This is a genomic window from Kolteria novifilia (assembly GCA_007748055.1).
Taxonomy (GTDB): Bacteria; Planctomycetota; Planctomycetia; order Kolteriales; family Kolteriaceae; genus Kolteria; species Kolteria novifilia.
In genome coordinates, this window is sequence record CP036279.1 from 2,858,750 (window position 1) to 2,880,119 (window position 21,370).

At 61.7% G+C, this 21,370-nt stretch carries 17 protein-coding genes; 7 read left to right on the forward strand and 10 right to left on the reverse strand.

Going from position 1 to position 21,370, the window contains the following annotated elements; genetic code table 11:
• Positions 1-69: 69 nt before the first annotated feature.
• From Pan216_RS10670 to Pan216_RS10680, 3 genes are all read right to left on the reverse strand, one after another.
• Positions 70-333, reverse strand: a complete 264-nt coding sequence (locus Pan216_RS10670; protein WP_145257980.1) for a hypothetical protein — start codon at positions 331-333, stop codon at positions 70-72.
• Between the two features lie 147 nt (positions 334-480).
• A complete protein-coding gene (locus Pan216_RS10675) occupies positions 481-903 on the reverse strand; it encodes a hypothetical protein (RefSeq protein WP_145257981.1) in 423 nt (140 codons plus the stop codon).
• A gap of 287 nt (positions 904-1,190) precedes the next feature.
• On the reverse strand, positions 1,191-1,436 hold the full coding sequence (locus Pan216_RS10680) for a hypothetical protein (RefSeq protein WP_145257982.1): 246 nt from the start codon (positions 1,434-1,436) through the stop codon (positions 1,191-1,193).
• Between the two features lie 168 nt (positions 1,437-1,604).
• Between Pan216_RS10680 and Pan216_RS10685 the strand changes: the two genes are divergently transcribed.
• Positions 1,605-3,740 carry an MGH1-like glycoside hydrolase domain-containing protein gene (locus tag Pan216_RS10685; RefSeq protein ID WP_145257983.1) on the forward strand — a complete coding sequence of 712 codons (2,136 nt, stop codon included), beginning with the start codon at positions 1,605-1,607 and terminating at the stop codon, positions 3,738-3,740.
• A 534-nt stretch (positions 3,741-4,274) separates the two neighbouring features.
• Here the strand turns inward: Pan216_RS10685 and Pan216_RS10690 are convergent.
• Entirely contained in the window at positions 4,275-6,068 is a 1,794-nt protein-coding gene (locus tag Pan216_RS10690; RefSeq protein ID WP_145257984.1) for a hypothetical protein, read from the reverse strand.
• A gap of 630 nt (positions 6,069-6,698) precedes the next feature.
• On the opposite strand from Pan216_RS10690, the gene Pan216_RS10695 reads away from it, so the two are divergent.
• From Pan216_RS10695 to Pan216_RS10705, 3 genes are all read left to right on the forward strand, one after another.
• Complete coding sequence (locus tag Pan216_RS10695; protein WP_145257985.1) at positions 6,699-7,448, forward strand: hypothetical protein; 750 nt, start codon at positions 6,699-6,701, stop codon at positions 7,446-7,448.
• On the forward strand, positions 7,420-8,517 hold the full coding sequence (locus tag Pan216_RS10700; RefSeq protein WP_145257986.1) for a hypothetical protein: 1,098 nt from the start codon (positions 7,420-7,422) through the stop codon (positions 8,515-8,517). Before Pan216_RS10695 ends, Pan216_RS10700 begins: the two co-directional genes overlap by 29 nt.
• Positions 8,518-8,677: 160 nt before the next feature.
• A complete protein-coding gene (locus Pan216_RS10705; protein ID WP_145257987.1) occupies positions 8,678-9,805 on the forward strand; it encodes a hypothetical protein in 1,128 nt (375 codons plus the stop codon).
• Positions 9,806-10,122: 317 nt separating this feature from the next.
• Here Pan216_RS10705 and Pan216_RS10710 read toward each other — a convergent pair whose 3' ends face one another.
• Positions 10,123-10,872: an outer membrane lipoprotein-sorting protein gene (locus Pan216_RS10710; RefSeq protein WP_419193504.1), complete on the reverse strand. Its 750-nt coding sequence runs from the start codon at positions 10,870-10,872 to the stop codon at positions 10,123-10,125.
• A 105-nt stretch (positions 10,873-10,977) separates the two neighbouring features.
• Here Pan216_RS10710 and Pan216_RS10715 point away from each other — a divergent pair, with 105 nt between their 5' ends.
• Positions 10,978-11,217 carry a hypothetical protein gene (locus Pan216_RS10715; RefSeq protein ID WP_145257989.1) on the forward strand — a complete coding sequence of 80 codons (240 nt, stop codon included), beginning with the start codon at positions 10,978-10,980 and terminating at the stop codon, positions 11,215-11,217.
• Between the two features lie 242 nt (positions 11,218-11,459).
• Here the strand turns inward: Pan216_RS10715 and Pan216_RS10720 are convergent, their stop codons facing one another.
• The 4 genes from Pan216_RS10720 to Pan216_RS10730 form a co-directional block, all read right to left on the reverse strand.
• Positions 11,460-12,314 (reverse strand): SDR family oxidoreductase, encoded by an 855-nt coding sequence (locus Pan216_RS10720; RefSeq protein ID WP_145257990.1) that lies wholly within the window; start codon positions 12,312-12,314, stop codon positions 11,460-11,462.
• Between the two features lie 200 nt (positions 12,315-12,514).
• The gene (locus tag Pan216_RS28235; protein WP_419193505.1) at positions 12,515-12,658 is read right to left on the reverse strand and encodes a hypothetical protein; all 144 of its coding nucleotides are present in this window, start codon (positions 12,656-12,658) and stop codon (positions 12,515-12,517) included.
• Between the two features lie 104 nt (positions 12,659-12,762).
• Positions 12,763-13,746 carry a DUF1559 domain-containing protein gene (locus Pan216_RS10725; RefSeq protein WP_145257991.1) on the reverse strand — a complete coding sequence of 328 codons (984 nt, stop codon included), beginning with the start codon at positions 13,744-13,746 and terminating at the stop codon, positions 12,763-12,765.
• A 616-nt stretch (positions 13,747-14,362) separates the two neighbouring features.
• A complete protein-coding gene (locus Pan216_RS10730) occupies positions 14,363-16,063 on the reverse strand; it encodes a PQQ-binding-like beta-propeller repeat protein (RefSeq protein ID WP_419193506.1) in 1,701 nt (566 codons plus the stop codon).
• A gap of 431 nt (positions 16,064-16,494) precedes the next feature.
• Between Pan216_RS10730 and Pan216_RS10735 the strand changes: the two genes are divergently transcribed.
• Positions 16,495-17,613: an SGNH/GDSL hydrolase family protein gene (locus tag Pan216_RS10735; RefSeq protein WP_145257993.1), complete on the forward strand. Its 1,119-nt coding sequence runs from the start codon at positions 16,495-16,497 to the stop codon at positions 17,611-17,613.
• On the opposite strand, the gene Pan216_RS10740 is transcribed toward Pan216_RS10735, so the two are convergent.
• Positions 17,607-17,948 carry a rhodanese-like domain-containing protein gene (locus Pan216_RS10740; RefSeq protein WP_419193507.1) on the reverse strand — a complete coding sequence of 114 codons (342 nt, stop codon included), beginning with the start codon at positions 17,946-17,948 and terminating at the stop codon, positions 17,607-17,609. The two genes, Pan216_RS10735 and Pan216_RS10740, sit on opposite strands and share 7 nt — an antisense overlap.
• A gap of 185 nt (positions 17,949-18,133) precedes the next feature.
• On the opposite strand from Pan216_RS10740, the gene Pan216_RS10745 reads away from it, so the two are divergent.
• Positions 18,134-20,539: a serine/threonine protein kinase gene (locus tag Pan216_RS10745; protein ID WP_145257994.1), complete on the forward strand. Its 2,406-nt coding sequence runs from the start codon at positions 18,134-18,136 to the stop codon at positions 20,537-20,539.
• Positions 20,540-21,370 lie beyond the last annotated feature (831 nt).

The window sequence follows — 21,370 nt, forward strand, 5'->3', positions numbered from 1 at the left end:
AACTGGCCTCTCTTGGGGAGCCAAGGTTGACTCAACCTGACTGTGCGCGGCATGACGCCACCTTGTCGCTCAATACCCGAGGGATTGGTAGCGGATGCGGACTCCGCCGATGGTCGAGAACACCAGCCAGTCCCAGTAGAAGAACGAACAGCACGCCCCAAACGTCAGGATGAGGGCCCAACTCGTCGAGCCCCTGAGCCAGCCGATGCCGCCACCAATCAGAAAGAGGCCGATGGCGAAGGCCTGCATGGGGGAGTCCCCCGTTTGCAGGCGATTCCATCCGCCCAGCAGAAAGAGTAGGCCCGCCGCCAGCCAGATCGCCGCCGGGAGCATTCGTCCACTCTGGTCGATCGAGGGTGGTCGACGCGGTCGGTCACTCCCGTCCTTTGCGGCCGTTGAATGGGCGGTCGTTGGGTTGGAATTGGTGTTGCTGGACATCGCTTGCTCCGATGCAAGAAGACGGATTCGCGGACTCGCATCTCACGGGCGCCAGAATGGATCAATCAAGTACGACAGCGACGCGCTGGTGAACCACCAGCCGAGCATCGCGAGCACTGCCCAGCGGTTCGCTCCCTTGAGCCAAAGGACTCCCGCGTACCCCATGAAGAGGATCTTCGGCAGGCAGGTGGCGATGATCGTCACGAGTGCGTCTTCCTTTTCGTAGCCATGGCCAACATCTGGACCGAGGAGAATCGTCACCCCAAGAAAGACCCACCAGACGCCGACGAGCGCCGAGAGGAAGCAAACGAGTGCGGGGATAGCCTGCCAGCGGAGGAAACGAATCGAGGAGTCGCCACCGCTCCATACGGAGCGCGAACTGGGCGGCGTGTAGGGATTGCCTGCACGACCGGAAGACGCCACGGACGTCGTCGGCGTGGTTCCCGGCTGTTGGTGGTCGGACATGATTGGGTCGCTCTTGCAACCCGCGGCGAGGTCATGATAGCCGACGAAACGGGAGGCGTCAACAAGTGTTCACTGTTCTCGTCTCGTCAACCGGGTGGTGATCGCCACTATGGGCATGGTCGCCCCGCTCACGTATAGAGCCAAACCCAGAACCAGGCAAAACGCCTGGTCTGTCGATAAAGGCTTCGGAGGACAAGGCACGACGAGAAGAAGAGGAGGGTCGCCCAAAGGTAGCGAGCCTTGAACCAGACGATGGCCGTTGCCACCATGGCAATCGCGCAGAGCGCTTACAGGAAGCCCACCGACGATGCGACGATGAGTCCCAGCTTCGCGGGCACAAATCGCGGTGTCTCTTCGATGATGGCAACGCCTCTCGCAATTCCGGCCCAGACCGACACCGCCGCCAAGAGCAGTGAGATCGTGGCTGGGACGAACCGCCAGAGTGACTTTGCCCCTTCGATCCGCTTCCCCGCCGGCGGAGCGTAGGGATTCTCCCGCGGCTCTGCTTGGGCATGTTCGTCGCTGTCAGTCACCTGTCGCCTTCTCCCATTTTCCGCGATTGGTTCATCCTACTCCGACGCGGCAATGAAAATGTCGGCCGACGGCCAAATTGCTCTTTGGCGATGTCGGACAATCCGTTAAGAGCGGCACGCCGACTCTTATACCGAGAGTCTCTCCGAACCACAGGTACAGGGACCGCCGTGACCGGACTCGACGTCCTCAACTTGGAATTGTCGCTGCCAGACGAATGGCAGCTTGGCGGCGGCCGACGAGTCGTCTGGGCTCCACGGACTCCGGCTTTCCTCGACGAGCCAGGCTTCCGCGATCCCGGCAGTTATCTCGGCTACCCCATTGATCCCGTCTTCGGCATCACCCTGCTTGACCGCGATGCCCGACCGATCCGCCTCGAACGCACCTCGCGCGAGTGGAACCCGGCCCGGCTCGAGGTCAAGTACCGTTCGCCGCAAGCGCTCGTCACCGAACAGCGGACCGTTCTGGGCCTCGATGCCTGCGTCAGCCGCTGGACGATGAGCCATGCCGCGGAGGTCTCGCGCCACTATTGGCTCGTACTATGGACCAGACGTCCCAACGCTCGCGATGGGCATCGCTTGGCCGACATCGAAGCCAACCCGCAAGGGATCTCGCTGCTCGAGACCATCGATCGCGGTCCCGATTTGCCGAGCCTCAAGTGGGGCTGCGCGCTCGGGGCGAGCTTTGACGCCGATAGCTGGTCGGTCGACGCGATTCCCTCCAGCGGGTCGCCCTCGGCGGGCCTGAACTGGGAAGCGAGTCCCTTCTACGACTTGATGGCTCCCGGCGGACTGCCCGGCCATTCCTCGCGAAGCGACAACGGGGCAGGGGACGTCTACGTCGGTTTGGCGTATCCGTTCGAAGTCCCCCCTGGGGAGCGGCTGGTGGCGACCTTCGCCGCGGCGTTCGCTCCCGATGTCGAACAAGCCCGCAGTCACCTCGACCGCGCTTGCGCGATGATCAACCCGATTCAACAGAGTGAGGAAGAGTGGATCAACTGGTTCGACGACGTGCCGGAGTTCACGTGTTCGGATCCGCAACTCCAGCGGCTCTACTGGTACCGCTGGGCGCAGCGGAAGATCTGGGGCGGCTACTCGACCGATGCTCCGGCCTCCGCCGATGACGAGTTTCGGATCACCGCCGAGGGGGATGACCCGGTCGGCCGGCTGATCGAGATGTCCTGGCACCACGTGCCCGACTTGGTTCACGCCGAGCTTCGTTCGCTTCTCTCGCGAAACGACGACATGCTGGCGAGTGTGTCGCTGGCGCACGCGGTTCGCCAGGTCCTCTCGCTCCAGCCCGATCTCGATTTCCTGACGACGCTCGAGGCTCGCTTTCGACCGATCGTCCGCCGCATGCTCGAGCAGGACGATTCGGCCGAGTCCGATTCGGTCGCTATCGACGAGGTGAACGCTCCGGTACCGACCTCGCTGCAGGAGAAGGTCTTTGGGCTCGATCTGCTCAAGCTGACCTGTTGGCTGAACGAACAACTTGGTCGGGACGTCGGAAGCTTGAAGGCCGATATCCGTCGCTTCGGCGAACGGATCGTCGAGGAGCACTGGGACAAGGACGAAGCCTTCTTCGTCGATCACGTTCGTTCGAATGGCGGGACTCGCAAGGTCAAACCGGCCGCGGGCTTTCTTCCGATGCTGGTGTCGCTCGCCGATGAGGATCAGCTCTCGGTGCTGCTCGATCGGCTCTGCGACCCCGAAATGTTCTGGACGGTTCATCCGGTGCCGTCGCTGAGCCGCGACGACCGCGATTTCAATCCCGATGGTCGCTGGGACTACCTGCGGATCGATCGTCCGTATCACGGGCGTGTCTGGCCGACGCTCAACTCGCTCATCGTCGACGCGTTGGGCAAATCGATCGAGTTCCGGGCCCCGGTCGACCGGATGGTCTTGGTGGAACTCGTCGATCGGGTGACGCGGTTGGCCTACCCGGAAGGTGACGGGGAACGTCCGGCCTTCCATGAGCACTACAACCCGCTCAATGGTCGGCCGTCGGCCTTCTTGGGACGGTCGCACGAGGGGGGCGGATGGTTGATCGACCATCTGATCCGCTATGTCAGCGGCGTACGTCCGAGCGCCGATGGCCATCTTCTGATCGATCCGTTGCCCTTCCGGTTGCAGTGGTTCTCGTTGAGCCGATGCTTCGTGGGGGAGCACGAGATCGACGTCGCTTGGGATCACCGCGCCGGGTTGACGGTTCACATCAACGAACGTCCTGCCGGCCACGCGCCGGTTGGCCAAGCCCTGTCGATCAAGTTGCCCGACTATTGGCCGATGCAGATCAAGGCGTCGTAGGGCGTTTCGGTCGCGGCGATCTCGCGGCGCGCCTCGTCCACTGAGCATGTCCACGTGAAGCGTGGGCATGGCATCCAACGCGTAGCCGACGGTCTCTTGTGAGTCCAATGTCCCGCCAAGACCTAGCAGCCCGTTGATCTATTCGCTGCCGGCTACGAACGGCTCTCTTGACCAATCTCGGCGTTGGAAAACCTCGACGAATCTACGGATTCGTCTGCGCTTTTCCTCCTTGATCTTGGCCAACATGGCTGGTTCTCGCCTTGGCCCGCTTAGATCAACGGACTGCTCGTGGGCCACCGAATCAGCCTACGTTCAACGACTCCATCCACTCACGATCGCCGTTGCCCGCAAGAGGTGGTGGGTCAAGACCCACGCTGCGTGCGACGCGTCCGTCGTCCCATGATCGGCGTGGCTGGTGCGAGGTGGCGTTGGGATGAAGAGCAGGGGGAAGGTGTGGGCAAGAAATGACACCGGCCGGATCGAGAGATCCGGCCGGCGTGGGTTGATCAGCAGATCGACTCAGGAGTCAATCGCTTACTTCTTCTCCGCGTCGGGCTTGGGAGCCTTCTTGAGCTCGACAGCCGGGGCTTCGACCTTTTCAGGAGCGACCTCGACCACCTCGCTGCTGCCGCAGGAATCGCAGGTGCTGCACGAGCTGCAGGTGTCGCAAGTGTCGCAACCGCAGTCGCAGCACTTGTTCTTCTTGCACTTGGAGAGGATCCGCTTGAGGAGTCCTTCCTTCTTGCAGCAGCCGCTGCCGCAGCCATCGTCGCAGGGCTCGATCTTACCGCAGTCGTCGATGCCAGCCGCTTCGCACTCCTCGGGAGTGGCCATGCAGGCGTTGGCTTCGTCGCAGGTGACGGTCGTGATCGTGCAGACCTTGCAAGGCACCTTGACGTACTTGGTTTCCCAGACGTGGTGGTACGACTTGCAGGCGACCTTGCGGGTCGTGCAAACCGGCACCTTCTGGCAGACCGTGTACGGGACCTTCTTCCGGATGGTGTAGGGAACCTTCTCGCAGACTTCGTAGGGCACCGTCTTGTAGACCGTGTACGGAACCTTGCGAGTGCACTCCTTCTTGACCATCTCGCAGACCTTCTCGCAGACCTTCTTGGTGCACTGGACCTTGACCATCTTGCAGACGGTGTAAGGAACCTTCTTGGTGCAGGTCTGCTTCTCGATCCGCGTGACGCAGTAAGGAACCTTCTTGGTGCGGGTTTCCTTCTCCATGCGGGTCACGCAGTAGGGGACCTTCTTGGTGATGGTCTCTTTGACCATCTTGGTCCGCTTGCAGGGAACCATCCGCGAGCATTCCTTCTTCTCCATGATGGTGCAAGGAATGGTGCAGGTGATGGTTTTGCGACGCGTGGCCGGACGGGTCACCCAGCAGCCGGGAGCCTCGACGACCGAGCTGTCGGTCGTGCAGGAGCAGCCGCCATCGCAGCCGTCACCACACTCACCGCAACCGGCGACGCAGGACCCGCAGCAAGGATCGCACTTGACCTTGAAGAACCGCTTCAGCTTGGCGAAGCACTTCTTCTTCTTGCAGCCACATCCCTTGTCGCAGCCGCTGTCGCAGCCGCTGTCGCAGCCGTCGCCGCAGGAGTCGCCACAAGCGTCGCTACCGCAGTCCTCTTCCCGACGAACGGGCGGGAGGTATTCGCGGATGGTCGTCTTCTCGCAGACCTGACGGGTCTTCTGGCGATAGACAGTCTTGGGCGTGCACACCGTGTACTTCTCTTCTTTCGTGAAGCACTCGGTGACCGGCTTGCAGACCGTTTCGCAGACTTCCTTGTAGCAAGTCTCCTTGACCGGCTTGCAGACCGTGTAGCAAACCTCCTTGTAGCACGTTTCCTTCACCGGCTTGCAGACGGTGTAGCAAACGTCCTTGTAGCAGGTTTCCTTAACGGGCTTGCAGACCGTGTAGGGAACTTCCTTCACGACCGTCTTGTAGCAGGGCTTGCAAATGGTGTAGGTCTCTTCCTTGTAGCAGGTTTGAGGGACCTTCTTGCAGCACTGACGCTTGACGGTCTTGTACGCTTTCTCGCAGACCTCTTTGTAGCAGGTCTTCGAGACGCTCTTGTAGGTCGTCTCGGTAACGTCTTTGTACGTCACCGTGCAGACCTTCTTCTTGACCTTTCTGGGACAGAGTTTGTAGACGGTCTTGCATTCTTTCTTGCAGCTGCCCAAGTCGCAGTCATCACCACAACCCGGCGCCTGCGCACAGCAGGAATGCTTGACCGAGCCGCAGTGTGCTGCCTCGGCAGTCTGCGCCGCCATCACCCCGCCCAGGAGCGCGATGAAGAGCGACACGTGAACTCTCGCCATTTTCTTACTCTCCTTAGTCGGTAGGTCTTCCAGTCATTGGTGAGCCCGGAGACAACGCAACCGTTTCGGCTTCATTTGGCTCGATGCCCGCTCCCCGTCTCGGCTCGCTAGTGCTGGTTTGCTTCCGTGCGATCTCATAGGTGTTCGCCTGGGAAGCGCAATGCTCGAAACTTGTATCGACGCTCCGCGCAGCTTGCATGCGTACCGACCTCGGAATCTTCCGTGCTTTCCCCGAATTGCCGAACATGTTGCGATGGTCGGTCGCAATGGATCGATCATGCCAGGAAGTAGGGCTGGGAACCTTCCACCGGAGACTTTTCCGGAAACATGAAGATAGTTTTTGCTCCTTTGCTTGCATGAGTTCGTTTCGTCCTTCGACGGACCTCTCGTCGAGTCCCACAGCCATCGCGGCACGCCCGTCGATCCCCTCGCAGAACCGCTACAGTCGGTAGACTTCGCGACAACCTTCCCAATCGGACGCCCGAGTCGCCTCCGCGGGCGCAAGTCTTGGCGATTGGCGTTAAGTTTCCCGATTCCGCGGGTATCGTGAGAGAGGTGGAGTTTGCTCCATGTCGGGAACCTGGTGCCCCAGCGGCGGGTCCGGCGAGGAGTGGGGTTGAGGAGTGCTCGATGAATCCGATTCCGTACTGGCTTCGCGGCGTGGTGAGTCTGCTCGCGGCGGGCCATCTCGGCGCGGTCGCGGTGATGACCCTCGCGGCGCCGAGTGGACCTTGGGCCGTCGCCCAGGGTGCGGACTGGGCGACACCGCCCCAGTTGGCCCAGTTTGGCGCCGAAAAAGTCGGCCCCTATCTCGATTCGCTCAAGATGACGCACAACTACCACTTCGCGGAGAACTTCATCTCCTCGCAGCCTGACGGCGGACCCGATGCGCGCTTTCGTGCCAAACTTCTGGATGCCGACGGCAAGACGATTGACGAACTCACGTTTCCCGATCCCAAGGCCTGGGGGACGGTGCGGCATCGCCAACGACTGCTTGCCCGAGCCCTCGCCGAGGACGAGTTGGTTGTTCCCACGGAGGGGGAGATGGTGCCCGCCGCGAATCAACGCGTCGAGCGGGTCCTCATTTGGCAGATGGGCGAAGGGCAACGGGGAGCCGTGAAGGCCGTGCCACGACATCTGGTGCCGCGCGATCGGCCGACGCTGGGACCGTCGCGCTCCTCAATGATCCTCGCCAGCTCCTACGCGCGTCATTTGCTTCGCCACCACGACGCCGCGGCGGTGGAAATCTCGCGGACTTCGCGCCCGTCTATTCCTCCCGATGTGCTTTTCCTGGATGGAGTGCCCCAGGAGGCGGCGTTTGACGACTCGACGGTCACCTTTGGAGAGACCCATGCCCACGACGGCACCGACGCACGCTGAATCATTGCCCGACGGGGCAGGTGCCCCGAGTCCGCTGGCACGACTGCTACGCGCTTGGGACAGCTTCTGGTTCACCCCCAGCGATGGGTTGGGGCTACACGTCGTCCGTGCGTGCACGGGTATCTTGCTGCTCAGTTGGCTTCTTGGATTCCTCGGACATCAAGGGGCTCTCTTCGGCATGGACGGCTGGGTCGATCGGCAGGCCTACCGGGAACTTCTCGGACTGCCTGAGGGGCCACCCGCCCCGATCGGTTGGTCGCCGATCTTTCTGGCCAGCTCGCCGTGGTTCGCGCATTTGCTCTACGGAGGCTCGATGCTGGTGCTGGTGCTCTTCACGCTCGGCATCGCGACGCGGCTGACTTCCGTTCTGACTTGGTTGGTGGTGATCGCGTTCACCTCGAACCCGGCTCTGAGCTACGGCGGGGATGTTCTGCTCTTAATCCTGAGCTTCTATCTCATGGTCGGCTATCTGCTCTACGGCTTGCACAGCCAACCCCGCTCGGCGCGAAACCTCCTGCTCGGAAGTCGCGATGCGGAGTTCTTCGCCCGTTGGCGTTCATCGGATGAGGGCCGAACGAAGAGCACCGCGGCGACCATCGCGCTTCGGTTGCTTCAGATCCACATCGCGATCGTCATCTTCGTCAGCGGCTTGCATAAACTGCAGATCAGCGTTTGGTGGGCGGGGCTCGCCCTTTGGTTCCCGCTCTTCCCGCCCTTTGAGACGACTCTGGAAGAGGTGCTCGCCATCAAAGAGAGTGGTCAGCCGCTACTGCTGATGTTCGCGATCAACATCGCGACCTATGCCGTGCTGGCGTGGCAGATTTGCTTCCCGTTCATGGCGTGGAAGAATGGGGCGCGGCCGCTTGTCCTTGGGGGGGCGTTCCTTGGATGGTTGGGATGTTCCTTGCTCTTCGGATTGCCCCTCTTTGGACCGGCCCTCTTGATCGGCTGTCTTAGTTTCGTCCCGGGGACGACATGGCGCCGTTGGCTCTCGCGGACGCCCATGCCCTCGGAAACGCCGGCGGTGCCGCAGCGCGAACCGCTCGCGTCGGCCTCCGCGAGGGGATAGCGGTCGACGCGACATGGGAGCCCGGGAAGGAGTCCATGACGACCTTCCACCCACGTTGACCCTTGTCGGTGGAACGATCGAGATCAGCCGTACCCGGGGGAACCGTGTGCGCTCCGTGCCAAGTTTGCTCGTGACATCAGTCTGCTAGGACGCTCGTGACATGACCCCGCGCGTAGCCATCGTGCTTACATTGATCGCAGGACTCGGCTGTGCACCGAGCCCGGTTCCGACCGCGCCTCCCGCGGCGGTGGAGTTGCCGGAGCAGACGACACCCGTCGTCCCAACTCCCCCCATCGCCGCCACCACCTCCGATCCCCTCAAGACGCGTATCGAGACCGCGATCGATCTGGCACGCAGTCGGGATTTGCTGACCACCAACGCCTTCTGGACGGTCTTTCATGGCGTGCTCGCGTTTGGGCCCGGGCTCGCGCTGCGCACGCCCGACGCCGAAGAGTACGTTCCCGCTCTCGACTACATCCTCTCCGGGCGGAACGACCTCGGCCGGATTCGCGGCTTGGGGTTCATCCCGACCGAGTCGGGTCTCGACGTTCAGATGGGGCCGACTTTCATCGGGCAAGGGCACCAGGACCAGTTTGTCGCCATCTGCGCCCAGTGGGACTTGGCCCCCGATCAACCGGTCATCGTTCACGGCAAGGCCTACACTATCATGGACTTCGTTCGCGAGATCCAGGCCCACGCCCGTCTTGGCCAGGAGCTGAGTTGGAGCATCATCGCGATCAGCCACTATGTCGGGACCGACGCCAGTTGGACCAATCGGGCGGGGGAGAAACTGACGTTCGACGACCTGGTTAGAAGTGAACTCGACGCCACGATCGACAAAGCGGCTTGCGGCGGCACCCATCGGCTCTATGGGTTGACGCTCGCGCTCAACGAGCACCGTCGGCGCGGGGGAAAGATGACGCCTCTCTGGAAAGAGGTCGACGCCAAGGTCCGCGAGCACATCGCGTTGGCGAGGCAGTACCAAGGAGCCGACGGCAACTTCTCGACCAACTACTTTCGCGGTCCCGGGACGACCGCCGACGCCAAGGACCGCATGAACAGCAGTGGCCACACGCTCGAATGGCTCTCGATCGCGCTCACGGACGAACAACTCCAGGAGCCCTGGATGCAGGATGCCGCCGGCGCGATGGCGCTGATGTTCCTCGAGTACCAATCGCAGCCGATGGAGTCGGGCGCTCTCTATCACGCACTGCACGGATTGACGATCTACTATGACCGGGTCTACGGCTTCGAACGCTTCAAGAGTGCTGTTCCAGCCAGCAAGTAGCGCGGTCACCCGATCGCGGCGGATTCGTGCGACGAAGAGACGTCCACCGCAAGCCCACGGCGTTGTCCAGCGGACATGAGACTACAGGTTCTGGTCCCACCCAACAGCCCGTTGATCTATTCGCTGCCGGCTCCGAACGGCCCTTTTGACCAATCTCCGCGTTGACGAAACTCGACCTTGGCCAACATGGCTCGTTCTCGCCTTGGCCCCGCTTGAATTTGCGGACTGCCAAAGCCTGCGTTGGTGTCGACCCAACCTTTTGACACTGGCCGACAAGCAGCCCCAGTGGTACCCCGAAATTTAGAAGGACCAGGGCACTACGGGAGTGGTTTGCGGAAGAGATCATCGTCGACGTCGACATCGTGAGTGATTCGGTCGAAGGTCACGGTCGCGAACGGGGTGCCGTTGACCGAGATCGTCATCGAGGTCGGAACCGGAATGCCATCGACCTCCTCGTAGCCACTCAGGGCGATGGTGTGCGGAACCGTCGCGCCTCCCAGTTCCCGCTCGTATCTCATTCGCCCGAGCAGATACGTGTCGCGGTCAATGTATAGGGTGTGGTTTTTCCCCGGCAGCGGGCTTTCGTCCTCGAACGTCGCCTTGAGGACGTGGTACTTCCAGCCATCGATCTCCTCGTCGCCCTCGTGGGTGAACTCGCCTTTCTCGATCATCTCCAGTCCGCTATGAAAGCGAGCGTCCTTGAGTTCGTAGTTGAGGTTGTCGCCCTCGATCGACTGCACCTGGTTCCCCGCGAACCGTTGCCAAGCCTCTTGCCCATCGGTTCCTTTTTCGACGATGAGCTGGGTGTCGTCCATGACGAGCAAGTGCTTCTTGTCGGGAGCCTTTTGGATGACGGTGATCTTCCAGAGCGTCCCGACTTGGTTGAGCATCGCCGTCCCTTCGGACTTGCGCGTCGTGAGTTTCTTCTGGGCCTCGACGCCGCCGATCGCCTCGAGGTGCTTCGCGATGATCGTCCTAGCGGTCGGGTCGGGCTCGGCAGCGCCGGCGCTGGGCCCTCCGAAGAACCCGAACGTGGTGGCGAGGGCGATGAGTCGTGCGGTTCGCATTGCTTCGGTTCCCTTTCCCAACAAGACAATCGGCGCCATCCCAATAGCGACGACCGCGAGTATAGCAGGTCTCTGCTCTCGTTTCGGCGGCTACCCGCGACCGAAATGTTGACGCCGAAGGTGGAAATTGAGCTCGAGTTGAAGGGCGGTTCGTTCGACTACCCGAAGATCGAGTCGCCGGAGATGACCCAGCTCGATCCGGTGCTGTCGTTCGCGAAAGCGCCATCATCGGCCGCGAACGATCGCCCCACCGAGGAGATCAGCCTGAACTACACCAAGATCGAGTTTGAATACAAGCCGCAAGCCGACAACGTCGACGCCTTCTTCGCCTACGGGCTCGACTAGCGTCGTCCTTGAGACTTTCTGAACCGCGAGGTTGAACGGGGGCCGCTCGGCATGCACAAAGAGGTGCCATGGGAGCGGCCCTCGGCGCGTTCTTGGAAGCGTTGGGTCATCGGGACTCGCTGGAACGCAACTGATCACTTCGGGATCGAGCACCGCGTGATCCGGTCGTGGGATGATCGCGGCCACCGACGACTCTCCCCCATCTTGCGTTCAGAGGAAGGCCAGCACCGGCCACATGACCGTCAAGGACGTGTCTTGTCGAGGAGGCGGCTCAGGTACTCGCGCGGCGCTCGCGCCGGACGGCCGGTTATCTTCTTGACCGTTTCGCTAAGAACCGCGAACTCGCCCTTCGCCAAGGCTGTGTAGGTGCTCACCCACGCGTCGAGTTCGAGTTGGGTCGCGTTGAGGTGACGACGCGAAGCGTACGCTTGATCGATTGTTTCTTCGTCGTAACGTACCGGTTCCCCCGTGATCTCGGCAATGATTCGCGCGATCTCGTGGAGGTCGAGCAACTCCGGCCCCGTCACGTCGAGTCGGAGGGTTTCTTCGAAGCCGTCCATAAGGACCGCCGCCGCGACGGTGGCGACATCGGTTCGGGCGACGGGCGCGATCTTGCCCGAACCACCGGGGCCACGGATGACGCCATCGGTGACCAGGGCGGGCACCATCTCCAGGTAGAAGCTGTTGCGAAGCGCCACGAACGGGATACCGGACGCCTCCAAGGCCTGCTCGGTATGGTAGTGGTCGTGGGAGAGCGTGAAGGTGGCATCCGGCGCGGTGTTGATGAAGGAGGTGTAGACGATCCGCTTCACGCCCGCTTGTTGGCAGGCGTCGACCGCCGAACGATGCTGGGATCGCCGCTCGGCCGATTCCGGTAGAGAGACGAGAAAGACGCTCTCACATCCCTCGACCGCCTTGGCGAAGGCGTTGGTATCCTGATAGCTCGCTTCGCGCACGTCGGCATGGGATAGCGCCGGCGCCCGGCCGGCATCGCGAACGATCAGTCGTGGCGTTCGCCCGCTCGTCGCCAAACACCTGGCGATGTTGGCTCCCAGCGATCCGGTAACTCCCGTGAGGGCGATCGGTTGGTCGGTCATCAAGGTGAGTCTCGCGGCCGGTCTCGGTATCGTGGATTCGCCCAGCGGGCGCACAGTCTATCCCCGCGTTCATTCTAGCCGACCGGTCACAAGCAATCGCTCGCCGAATCCTATTTCCGTGTCGGCGAGCACTGATTCTTCTCGTAGGGCCAGCGAGGGCCCACCAGCGTTCTCAGCGGGCAAGGGCCCGCCTGTGGGGTTCACGTCTCGGTCGGCTCGACCTTCTTGACCTCAAGTTTCTCGATTTGCTTTTCGATCGGAGGTTCGGGAGAACCGCAACCGACGATCATGAGGCACACGCAAGCCGCCACGAGAAGGCTGACGATGTTGGTTGTCTTTGGCACTGTAGTCACCTGAGAATGGAACTCGAAGAAGGCACTCAAGGCTCACTCGCCTTGTCGAGACACAGCGGTCTTACGATGACCAACCGTGTCGGCACGGGATGGCGTCACTCGTTGATGATCTTCCCGTCCGCTCGTTGACAGAACAGTTTGACCGTGTCGAAGTCCATGAATTCGTTGACGAATTTCACCGAGCCGTCGGCCAACAGGATCTGGACGCCACCCGAGTGGACCGATTGGAGTGGCTTGTTCGTTTCGCCTCCGAGCGTCGATGGACTCGAATTGCCCTTGCCGTCCGTCCGCGTGCTGCTGTAGGCCTTGTCGTTGAGCGGGTAGCGAAGCGTCGTCAGGTTGTACGTTTGATCGCCCGACGAACAGCAGCCGCCGGCGCCCGGGGTTCCCGGGAAATTGCAGCTTGCCAGAAGGCTGAAGGCCCCCGAAGACCGCATCTCGACTTTGACGCCGCTGGTGTCGATCGCCCAGTCGGACTGCTCTCCGACCATCCACGTCTTGGACGTCCCGTCGGTGATCTTCCCGATGCTGATGTACATGTTCGGAGGAAGGACGCCGTTGGAGTTCACTCGACCACGGCCGGTGGCCATCGAACTCGTATCGTCGACGCCACTGATCCCGGCATACATCGGAAGGGGCGCTCCCTGGTTTGTTCCCGACTCCACCGAGAGAGGAAGCGAACTGGAGGGGCAGTAGAACACCTTCGAACTGCTCAGAAGCTTGACGACCGCGACGTTGGAGGCGAGGTTCTGGCTATTGCGCTGGAACTGCCACTCGTTGTAGACCGGCGTTTTCCCAATGTAGGGAAGGATCGATAGCCAAAAGTTCCCGGAGTTCGCTTGGGTGCTCGTTCCGACCGCTCCGGCGGGAAACGTGCCCGCGCCGTCGTGGTAGTTGTGCAGCGCCAAGCCGATTTGCTTGAGGTTGTTCGTGCAGGAGGCTCGGCGAGCGGATTCGCGGGCTTGCTGAACCGCGGGCAGAAGAAGGCTAACAAGGACGCCGATGATGGCGATGACCACCAGGAGTTCGACCAGAGTAAAAGCAGGGCGGTAAAGTCTGGAATGCCGATAGATAACCATGAGATACCTCGTGTAGAAGGTCAACGGAGACGTAGGCAGGTATTCAAACGGATGGTCACGTCGCGCACATCATTCCGGAATGGTAGACGGAAATGAGAGGAACCACAACGGTCGCGAAGTAAAAGGCGAGATTTTCGGCGTTTCCGCCTTCGGGACGCACATCTCTTGGGTGACGAAGAGGGGAAGGAGGGTCCGATCGTCCATTCTTGAGCGGACTGCTTGTCACTGTCCGGTGAATGGTTCTCGTGAACCCGTAGCGGCAGAGAAAGTTCGGGCAAGATCTACCATAGGCACCGATTCGGTCCGCACTCCTGGGTAGCCCCGGTTGCTCCGCTACCGGGACGTGCGCAGCACGCAAGAGGTCTCGGGCACCACGTGCTCTCTCGGGACAATGACCGATAGAACGGGCGAACGCCGGTAGGGATCACTTGCTGGTCAGCGCGGCGTTCTCTCAAGAGCCTATTGAGTCACCCATTTCCCCTGGACGCACAGGAATTGGTCCTTGGGAATGCGTGCCCAGTTTGACGAGCCATCGGGGCCACCCAAGAGACGGTGGGTCAATACCCACCCTACGGCGCTCGGTGATCTCTGTGAATTCCGCGGTGACTATTTCGTGTCACTTGGGGACCTTGGGGCCTCGGTCGGTGATCTTGGGGGGAAGTTTCTTCGTGGACTCGCCGGGATCGGCGGTGGGGAGCACTTCGGAAGAGGGACTCTCCCGACGTGAGGCGGCGAGGTTATAGCAGGCCATCTCAAGGTGGTTGCGAATGTAGAGGTACCCGTCGGCAAGGGCGGGGCAGTTCCAGGTCCGGCCTTCGATCGCTTGGAACTTGGCGAGCTGGCGATACTCCTCGGGGGTCGCTTCCACCAAAACGACCTCGCCCGACTCGGTGACGATGACGAGGGTCTCGCCGCTGAGGATCACTTGGCCATGGCCGAAACGATCGCCGCGCTTGTGCCACATCCGCTTGCCGGTTTCGACGTCGACGCAGCCCAGGATGCCATTGTCGAGGGCATAGGCGTAGCCGTTGTGGACGATTGGGCTGGTGAACTTGCAGCGAACAGTCTTGGCTTCCCACTGGGGCTCGGGTTTCCAAATGCCGTTCTCGGGCCGAATCTTCAGCACGGCGCCGCCCATGCCGTAACCGGAGGAGATTAGCACCTGGTCCTTGTCGAGGAGCATCGGTTGGGCGACGTTGATCTGCTCATACGTGCGCCAGGGGAAACGCCACAACTCGCGATGTTCGCCGAGATCGTAGCCCGCCAGCCCGATGCCGTCGAAGAGGATGAGCTGGGTCTGGCCGGCGAGAGTGGCGATCATCGGCGAGCTGTAGCCCGCCGGTTCGTTGCCCACGCTCCAAACCTTCTCACCGGTGTCGTGGTCATACGCGATGATCGCTTGGCCGAGCGATTTGGGCGTGCTCGAGCCGGGAGCGACGATCACCAGACTCTTGTGAATCAGCGGGGAACTCGAGAGTCCCCAGGAGATGTTCTTGGAGCCGTTCTCCGCGAGCGTGTCCTTTTGCCAGAGGAGGTCGCCCGACTTCGCGTCGAGACAACAGAAGATGCCCGTCGCTCCGAAGGAGTAGACTTTGCCGTCGAACAAGGTAGGGGTGCTTCGCGGGCCGTCGCCTCCCATCGGGTCTTCGAAGCGAGCCGGGTAGGCATGGGCCCAGAGTTCGTGTCCAGTTTGGCGATCGTAGCAGACGACCGCTTCGTTCTCGTGGCGCTGTTCGAGGGTGACCGCGATGTTGCCGGCGACCGCGAAGGAGGCATAACCGCCCCCGACCGGTTGACGCCAAAGCATCGGCGGGGTGTCGCCCTCCCACTGGGTGGCTAGTTCGGGGCCCTCGATGATGCCGTCGAGTCCAGGGCCGAGGTAGCGTGGGTAGTCGTCTTTTCCGATCGTGGGATCGATAACGAAGCCGTCGGGAATGCTCTTGGAGGCGAGGCTCTCGCGGTGGGCGACGACATGATCGTCGTGGGACATGTCGCCTTGGCGGTAGATCCCGACCGGAGTGAGATCACCGTTGAACTCGACGCGAAAGAAGGCGGAGAAGAGTGCCACACCGGTGGCACCAAGGAGGGTGAGCGGGAGTCGGAGCCAAAGGGAAAAGGGACTGAAAAAGCAAAACCAGCAGGCCAGAACCAGCCCCATCAGCGCGGTGGCGCCCATGGTGATCGCGATTCTGAGGTCGCGTTCCCAGCCCGGCATGAGCAACCAGAGACCACCGAGACCGACCACGAAAAGGGCGATGACCGCGAGAGGAAACCAGAGTCCACGCCTCCGGCCAGCCTCGTTACCTTGCTCCGCCATCGCCTTCCTCCACGGCAATTCCCAAGTGCCCATCCTGTGAAGCATCAGGGCAAAACTCGCCCACGTCATCCACTGTAGCAATCCGGCCGACATGGTGGGACGCCAGCTTTTGGGCAAAATCCCAATCCCGCGCTTCGAGGTTTGGTCGACCCGTGGAGACGGGCGATCTTCACGCCTCCGGGCGGGGAAAATTGGGCCGAGGAGCCGTTGTCTCGTTTCGATGTTCGGCTACGGTGCACCGCCCCCGAGAATCGCGCTCGGGTCAAGTCCCGGCGGGCGTGCCGGGACCTGAGAAGCCGTCAATGGATCCATTTCTGGCCGAAAGTGGTCCCGATTCGATGAAAACTGATACGGAATTGCACCTAACAGCGCAGAAAAAGTCCCGATTTGGTGGTTTGTGGCCCAAATTGGCGCTGCTGGGGACCAGTCTGGTGATTGGAATCGTGATGCTTGAGGTCGCGATTCGGATGGTCTCCCAGGAGGGAGAGTCCCTTCTCGTCAAGGATACCCTCGTTGGGCAGCGGTATGTAAGGGATACCTTCGAAAGCACTTACGTGCCCGAGGCCGGCCGAGAAGTGATGCTCCGTTTTAACGCCGAGGGTTTTCGCGGTCCCGATCGCCCGAAAACCAAGCCGCGCGGGCTGCAACGTGTTGCCGTGCTTGGAGATTCGTTCATCGCCGCGGTCGCGGTTGAGGAAGAGGATTCGCTCGTCGGACGGCTCGAGGTCGAACTGGTGACTGCGGACTCGGGGGCCGAGTGGGAGGTGATGAACTTTGGGGTTTCGGGCTTCAGCACCGGCCAATCCCTGCTCACCTGGCGTCATTTCGCCCGTGAGTACGACCCCGATTTGGTGCTTCTCTGCTTCTACAACGGGAACGATCTGGCGGACAATCATCACGGAAGCAGCTCCGGGCACCGTCCCTACTTCGTTCTTAATGAGGGCGGGTCGCTGCAACTCGTTCCGCTTAAGCCAGTTCGGTCGACGCTGTCGCGTTGGCTCGCCGAGTACAGCCAGTTCTACGTCTGGCAGAAGCACCAAACCCGCAAGGTCCGCGATCTCTTCCGCGAGACAGCCAACGTACTACCGCCCGGTTTCCACATTTTCGATTCCGAGCCGACCGGCGAGACCGCCGAGGCCTGGGAAGTGACCGAACGGCTGATCACGACGGTTGCCGAGGAGGTCCGGGAGAGTGGTGCCGAAGTCGTCGTCGTCGGGATCCCCGCCCACGAACAACTCGTTGAGAAGTACTGGTACCGGCTCATCGAGACGGTTGGTCCCGCGGCGGCCGGCAAGTACGATCCCAACTATCCCGAGCAGCGGCTTGGCAAGTTATGTCACGACCAGGGGATCTCGTATCTTCCCATGGTGAATGGTTTTAGGGAGCTGGAGGATCCGGCGAGCTGCTACTTTCTCGAAGTCGGCCACTGGAACGAAAAGGGCAATGACGTCGCCGCCCGGCTTGTCGTCGAGCACCTTGCCGACCTAGCGGCCCAGTCCGCACTTCCCGCTCGACAGGCGACCAATCCTTCGGCGACCGACCGTCAGTAGAGGTTCAGCGACGGATCGATCTGCTCGCGCCATGCGACGATCCCGCCATTGAGGTTCGCCACTCTCTCAAAACCTTGCTGCTTCAGGAAGACGCAGGCTTGGGCGCTCCGGCCACCCATTTTGCAGTGAATGACCATGTCCTGTTCGGGGTCGAGTTCCTGATACCGCTGCGGAAGTTCACCGAGCGGAATGTGAACCGAGCCATCAATCTTGCAGATCGCGACCTCATGGGCTTCGCGAACGTCGACGACCAGTGGCTTGCCGGTGCCGTTCAGCTTCGATTTGAGTTCCTTCGGGTCAATTTGTGTAAAACTGGTCGGCATCTGTTCACTCATTCGGTCAACTCCTTGGTTTCCTAGTCCCGACACCCTTTGGTGCAGCAGGGTTTCTGTTACAATCGAGCCGATCGGCCCTCCGGCTGACGTCCGCCCGCCTACCGCTTTCCGCGGACCGTCACGGGCGTATTGTAGAAGCGTAGGGCGATTTGTTGCTCGACCCTTCACCGGGTAGGTGAGGACTCGTGTCAGAAGACTCCCATTTCGGAAGAACGAGACGACCGTCGTCGACCTCCCGCTCCGTCTCCGGACGGCTCGAGGTCTCCGTCGAGGATTTGCGCAAAAAGCTTGTGTCCCTCGAGGTCGTCAAGGCGGACAAGTTTGACAGCGCCTACGAGACGATCGGGCCCAACGGCGATCCCACCACCGTGGTCGACGCCCTGGAACAGTCCGGGAATCTGACGCCGTTTCAAGCCGAACGGCTGCGCAGCGGTAGCGCCTCGGACATCTGTTTCGACGACTACGTCTTGCTCGACAAGCTCGGCGAAGGCGGAATGGGCGAGGTCTATAAAGCCCGCAATAGCGTGCTCGGACGGACCGAAGCCATCAAGACGATCCGCTGCTCGGCGAACAAGTCCGAAGCGGTCCTTAAGCGCTTCAAGCAAGAGGCGCGCGTGCTCGCCCTGCTTGAGCACCCCGCGATCGTCCCCATCTACAAGGTCGGCCACGTCAACGGGGTCGACTACATCGCGATGAAGTTCGTCACCGGAGAGGATCTGCGTTCCCGGGTCGACAACGCGTTCCAAGCGGGCGCGCCCGTTTCGATCAAGACCTGTTGCGAGTGGATCAGCGAAGCGGCCGACGCCCTCGGGCACGCCCATCAGCACAACGTCATCCACCGGGACATCAAGCCGGCGAACCTGATGGTCACCGCCACGGGCAAGTTGATCGTCCTGGACATGGGGATCGCTCGGCTGGCCGACCCCGATCAGTCGACCTCGGCCGGCTTGACCGCGCAGCGCCGTGGCATGGGGACGCCCGAGTACATGCCTCCCGAGCAGTGGGCCGACGCGACCGCGGTGAAACCCGCCTCGGACATCTATGCCCTGGGAGCGACCCTCTTCTATTTGTTGACCGGCCACGTTCCCTTCGAACGGAAGGATCTCGTCGCGCTGATGCGGGCGTGCGCTCGCGAGGAACCGCCTCCCGCGTCGTCGCATCGCGGCGAGATCCCGCCCGAGTTGGATGCGGTGATCAACAAGATGCTCGCCAAGAAGCCGGAAGATCGCTTCGAATCCGCGCTCGAGGTGATTGATGCCCTGCGCCCGTTCGCCTGTCCCGGGGAACTCTCGGCGAAGACACTTCCCCGGTTCCGCGCCAGCGACGAGATCCGGAAGCCGAAAAGTCGTTCGCCGTGGGTGCCGATCTTCGGCGTCGTCCTCGTGCTGCTTCTCTCGGGAGGAATCTGGGTCGGGATCGGGTCGTTCTTCTTGAACTCATCCTTTCAGCAACGCGCCGAGAACTTGCTCGCATTCGCCCAGTCGCAGGATCCCGACGTCTGGCCGTCGGTCGAGTCGCTCAAGGCGGCCATCGCGGGGAAGGGCTTCTCCAGTCTCGGCGAGATCAAGACCAAGGAGCAGTTCGGTAACTTCCAATCCCTCCTCGTGAAGCTGACCAAGGAACGAAAGAAAACGCTCTTGCGCGAGGACCCTCCGCCCGCGTGGCTCGTCGAGTACCAGTCCAAGCATCCCAAGGATTGGCCCAGCATCGCGCCGCTCTATGAGCAAGCGAAACGACTCAGCGGCGGACGGGATCTCGACGAGGCGCGCGACCTTGTCGCTCCCGATGGCGCGCTGGCGACGTTGACCTTCGAGCGGGCCCGCGAACGGCGCGAGCGTGAGGCGAAGGAATGGCTCGCCAGGCACCAACGCCGTAACAGCGACCTTTGGGCGAACACGCAGGAGTTGATCGACTACGCGGGAACGATCTTGCCGCTCAGTCAGCTCGAAACCGACGCGATGGTCGCGAAGATGACCAAAGGGGTCGAAGAGGAGACCGATCGTCTCGCCAGGCCGTTCCACGGCTGGCAACTCGATCACCTCTCTCCCGCACATTTTCGGGAAGTGTCAAACGCTCGTGAAGCTCTCTCTCAGATCCTGAGCCTCCACGAGATCGTGCCTCCACCCAATGCGAAAATGACGATGAAGGCCGAGGTTCGCAACGCCAGTGGCGACGTGGTCGATCGGGTGAAGGTCGGCGAACCGTTTACGCTCCACGTGAAAGTCGACCGTGAGGCGTACGTCACCGTGGTCGAGTTTGACCGAGGCACGATCACGATCCTTGGCGCCGATGTCTTGAAGGACAAGTGGCAAGCCGGTGTCACTCGGCAAGTAACCAACGGCAGCTTCATCACCTCAGCGCCGGGCGAAGAGCGGTTCGCGATCTACGTCACCGACGAACCCCTCGTCTACGCGACGGTCCAGTACGAACACGATGATCCCGAAGTGCTCACGAAGGTCTTTCCCACCTCCCAGATCGAGAAGCGGATTCACGACAGCGTCATTGAGGGCAAGAAGCTTCTCATCGTCCCGCCGCATCGCGTCATCAGCAATTGGGATCACCAACTCGTGACGATCGACGTCGTCGACTGAGTCACGCCTTGTGCGACGGTGGGAGCACGTGATCCCACCGTCGCTCGTCGCTGTCATCGCCATTCCACGTCCTCGCTGAAGCGGCATTTGTTCCTGCATTTTCCGTCGGATATCCCCAATTGAATCAACCGGGGGTAGCCTTGCGGAGGATGTGCCCGTCTTGGATGTTGCTGTGCTACCGCGATTCTGGGTAGCCCCGGTTGCTGTGCTACCGGGGCGGCGCAGCCGCAAGAAGTCGCTGGCGGAGGTTGTGCTCCGGGATTGGATGGTTGCCGGCGAAGGAGAGGCTTGCCCGCGACTTCCGACCGACTTCGTCGGCCCCTAGCCCTTGCGGAGGATGAGCCCGTCTTGGATGTTGCTGTGCTTCCGCCATTCTGGGTAGCCCCGGTTGCTGTGCTACCGGGGCGGCGCAGCCGCAAGAAGTCGCTGGCGGAGGTTGCGCTCCGGGATTGGATGGTTGCCGGCGAAGGAGAGGCTTGCCCGCGACTTCCGACCGACTTCGTCGGCCCCGGTTGAGTCAACCGGGGGTAGCCTTGCGGAGGATGAGCCCGTCTTGGATGTCGCTGTGCTACCGCCATTCTGGGTAGCCCCGGTTGCTGTGCTACCGGGGCGGCGCAGCCGCAAGAAGTCGCTGGCGGAGGTTGCGCTCCGGGATTGGATGGTTGCCGGCGAAGGAGAGGCTTGCCCGCGACTTCCGACCGACTTCGTCGGCCCCGGTTGAATCAACCGGGGGTAGCCTTGCGGAGGATGTGCCCGTCTTGGATGGCCTTGGTTGAATCAACCGGGAATAGTCTTGCGGGGGATGTGCCCGTCTTGGATGTCGCTGTGCTA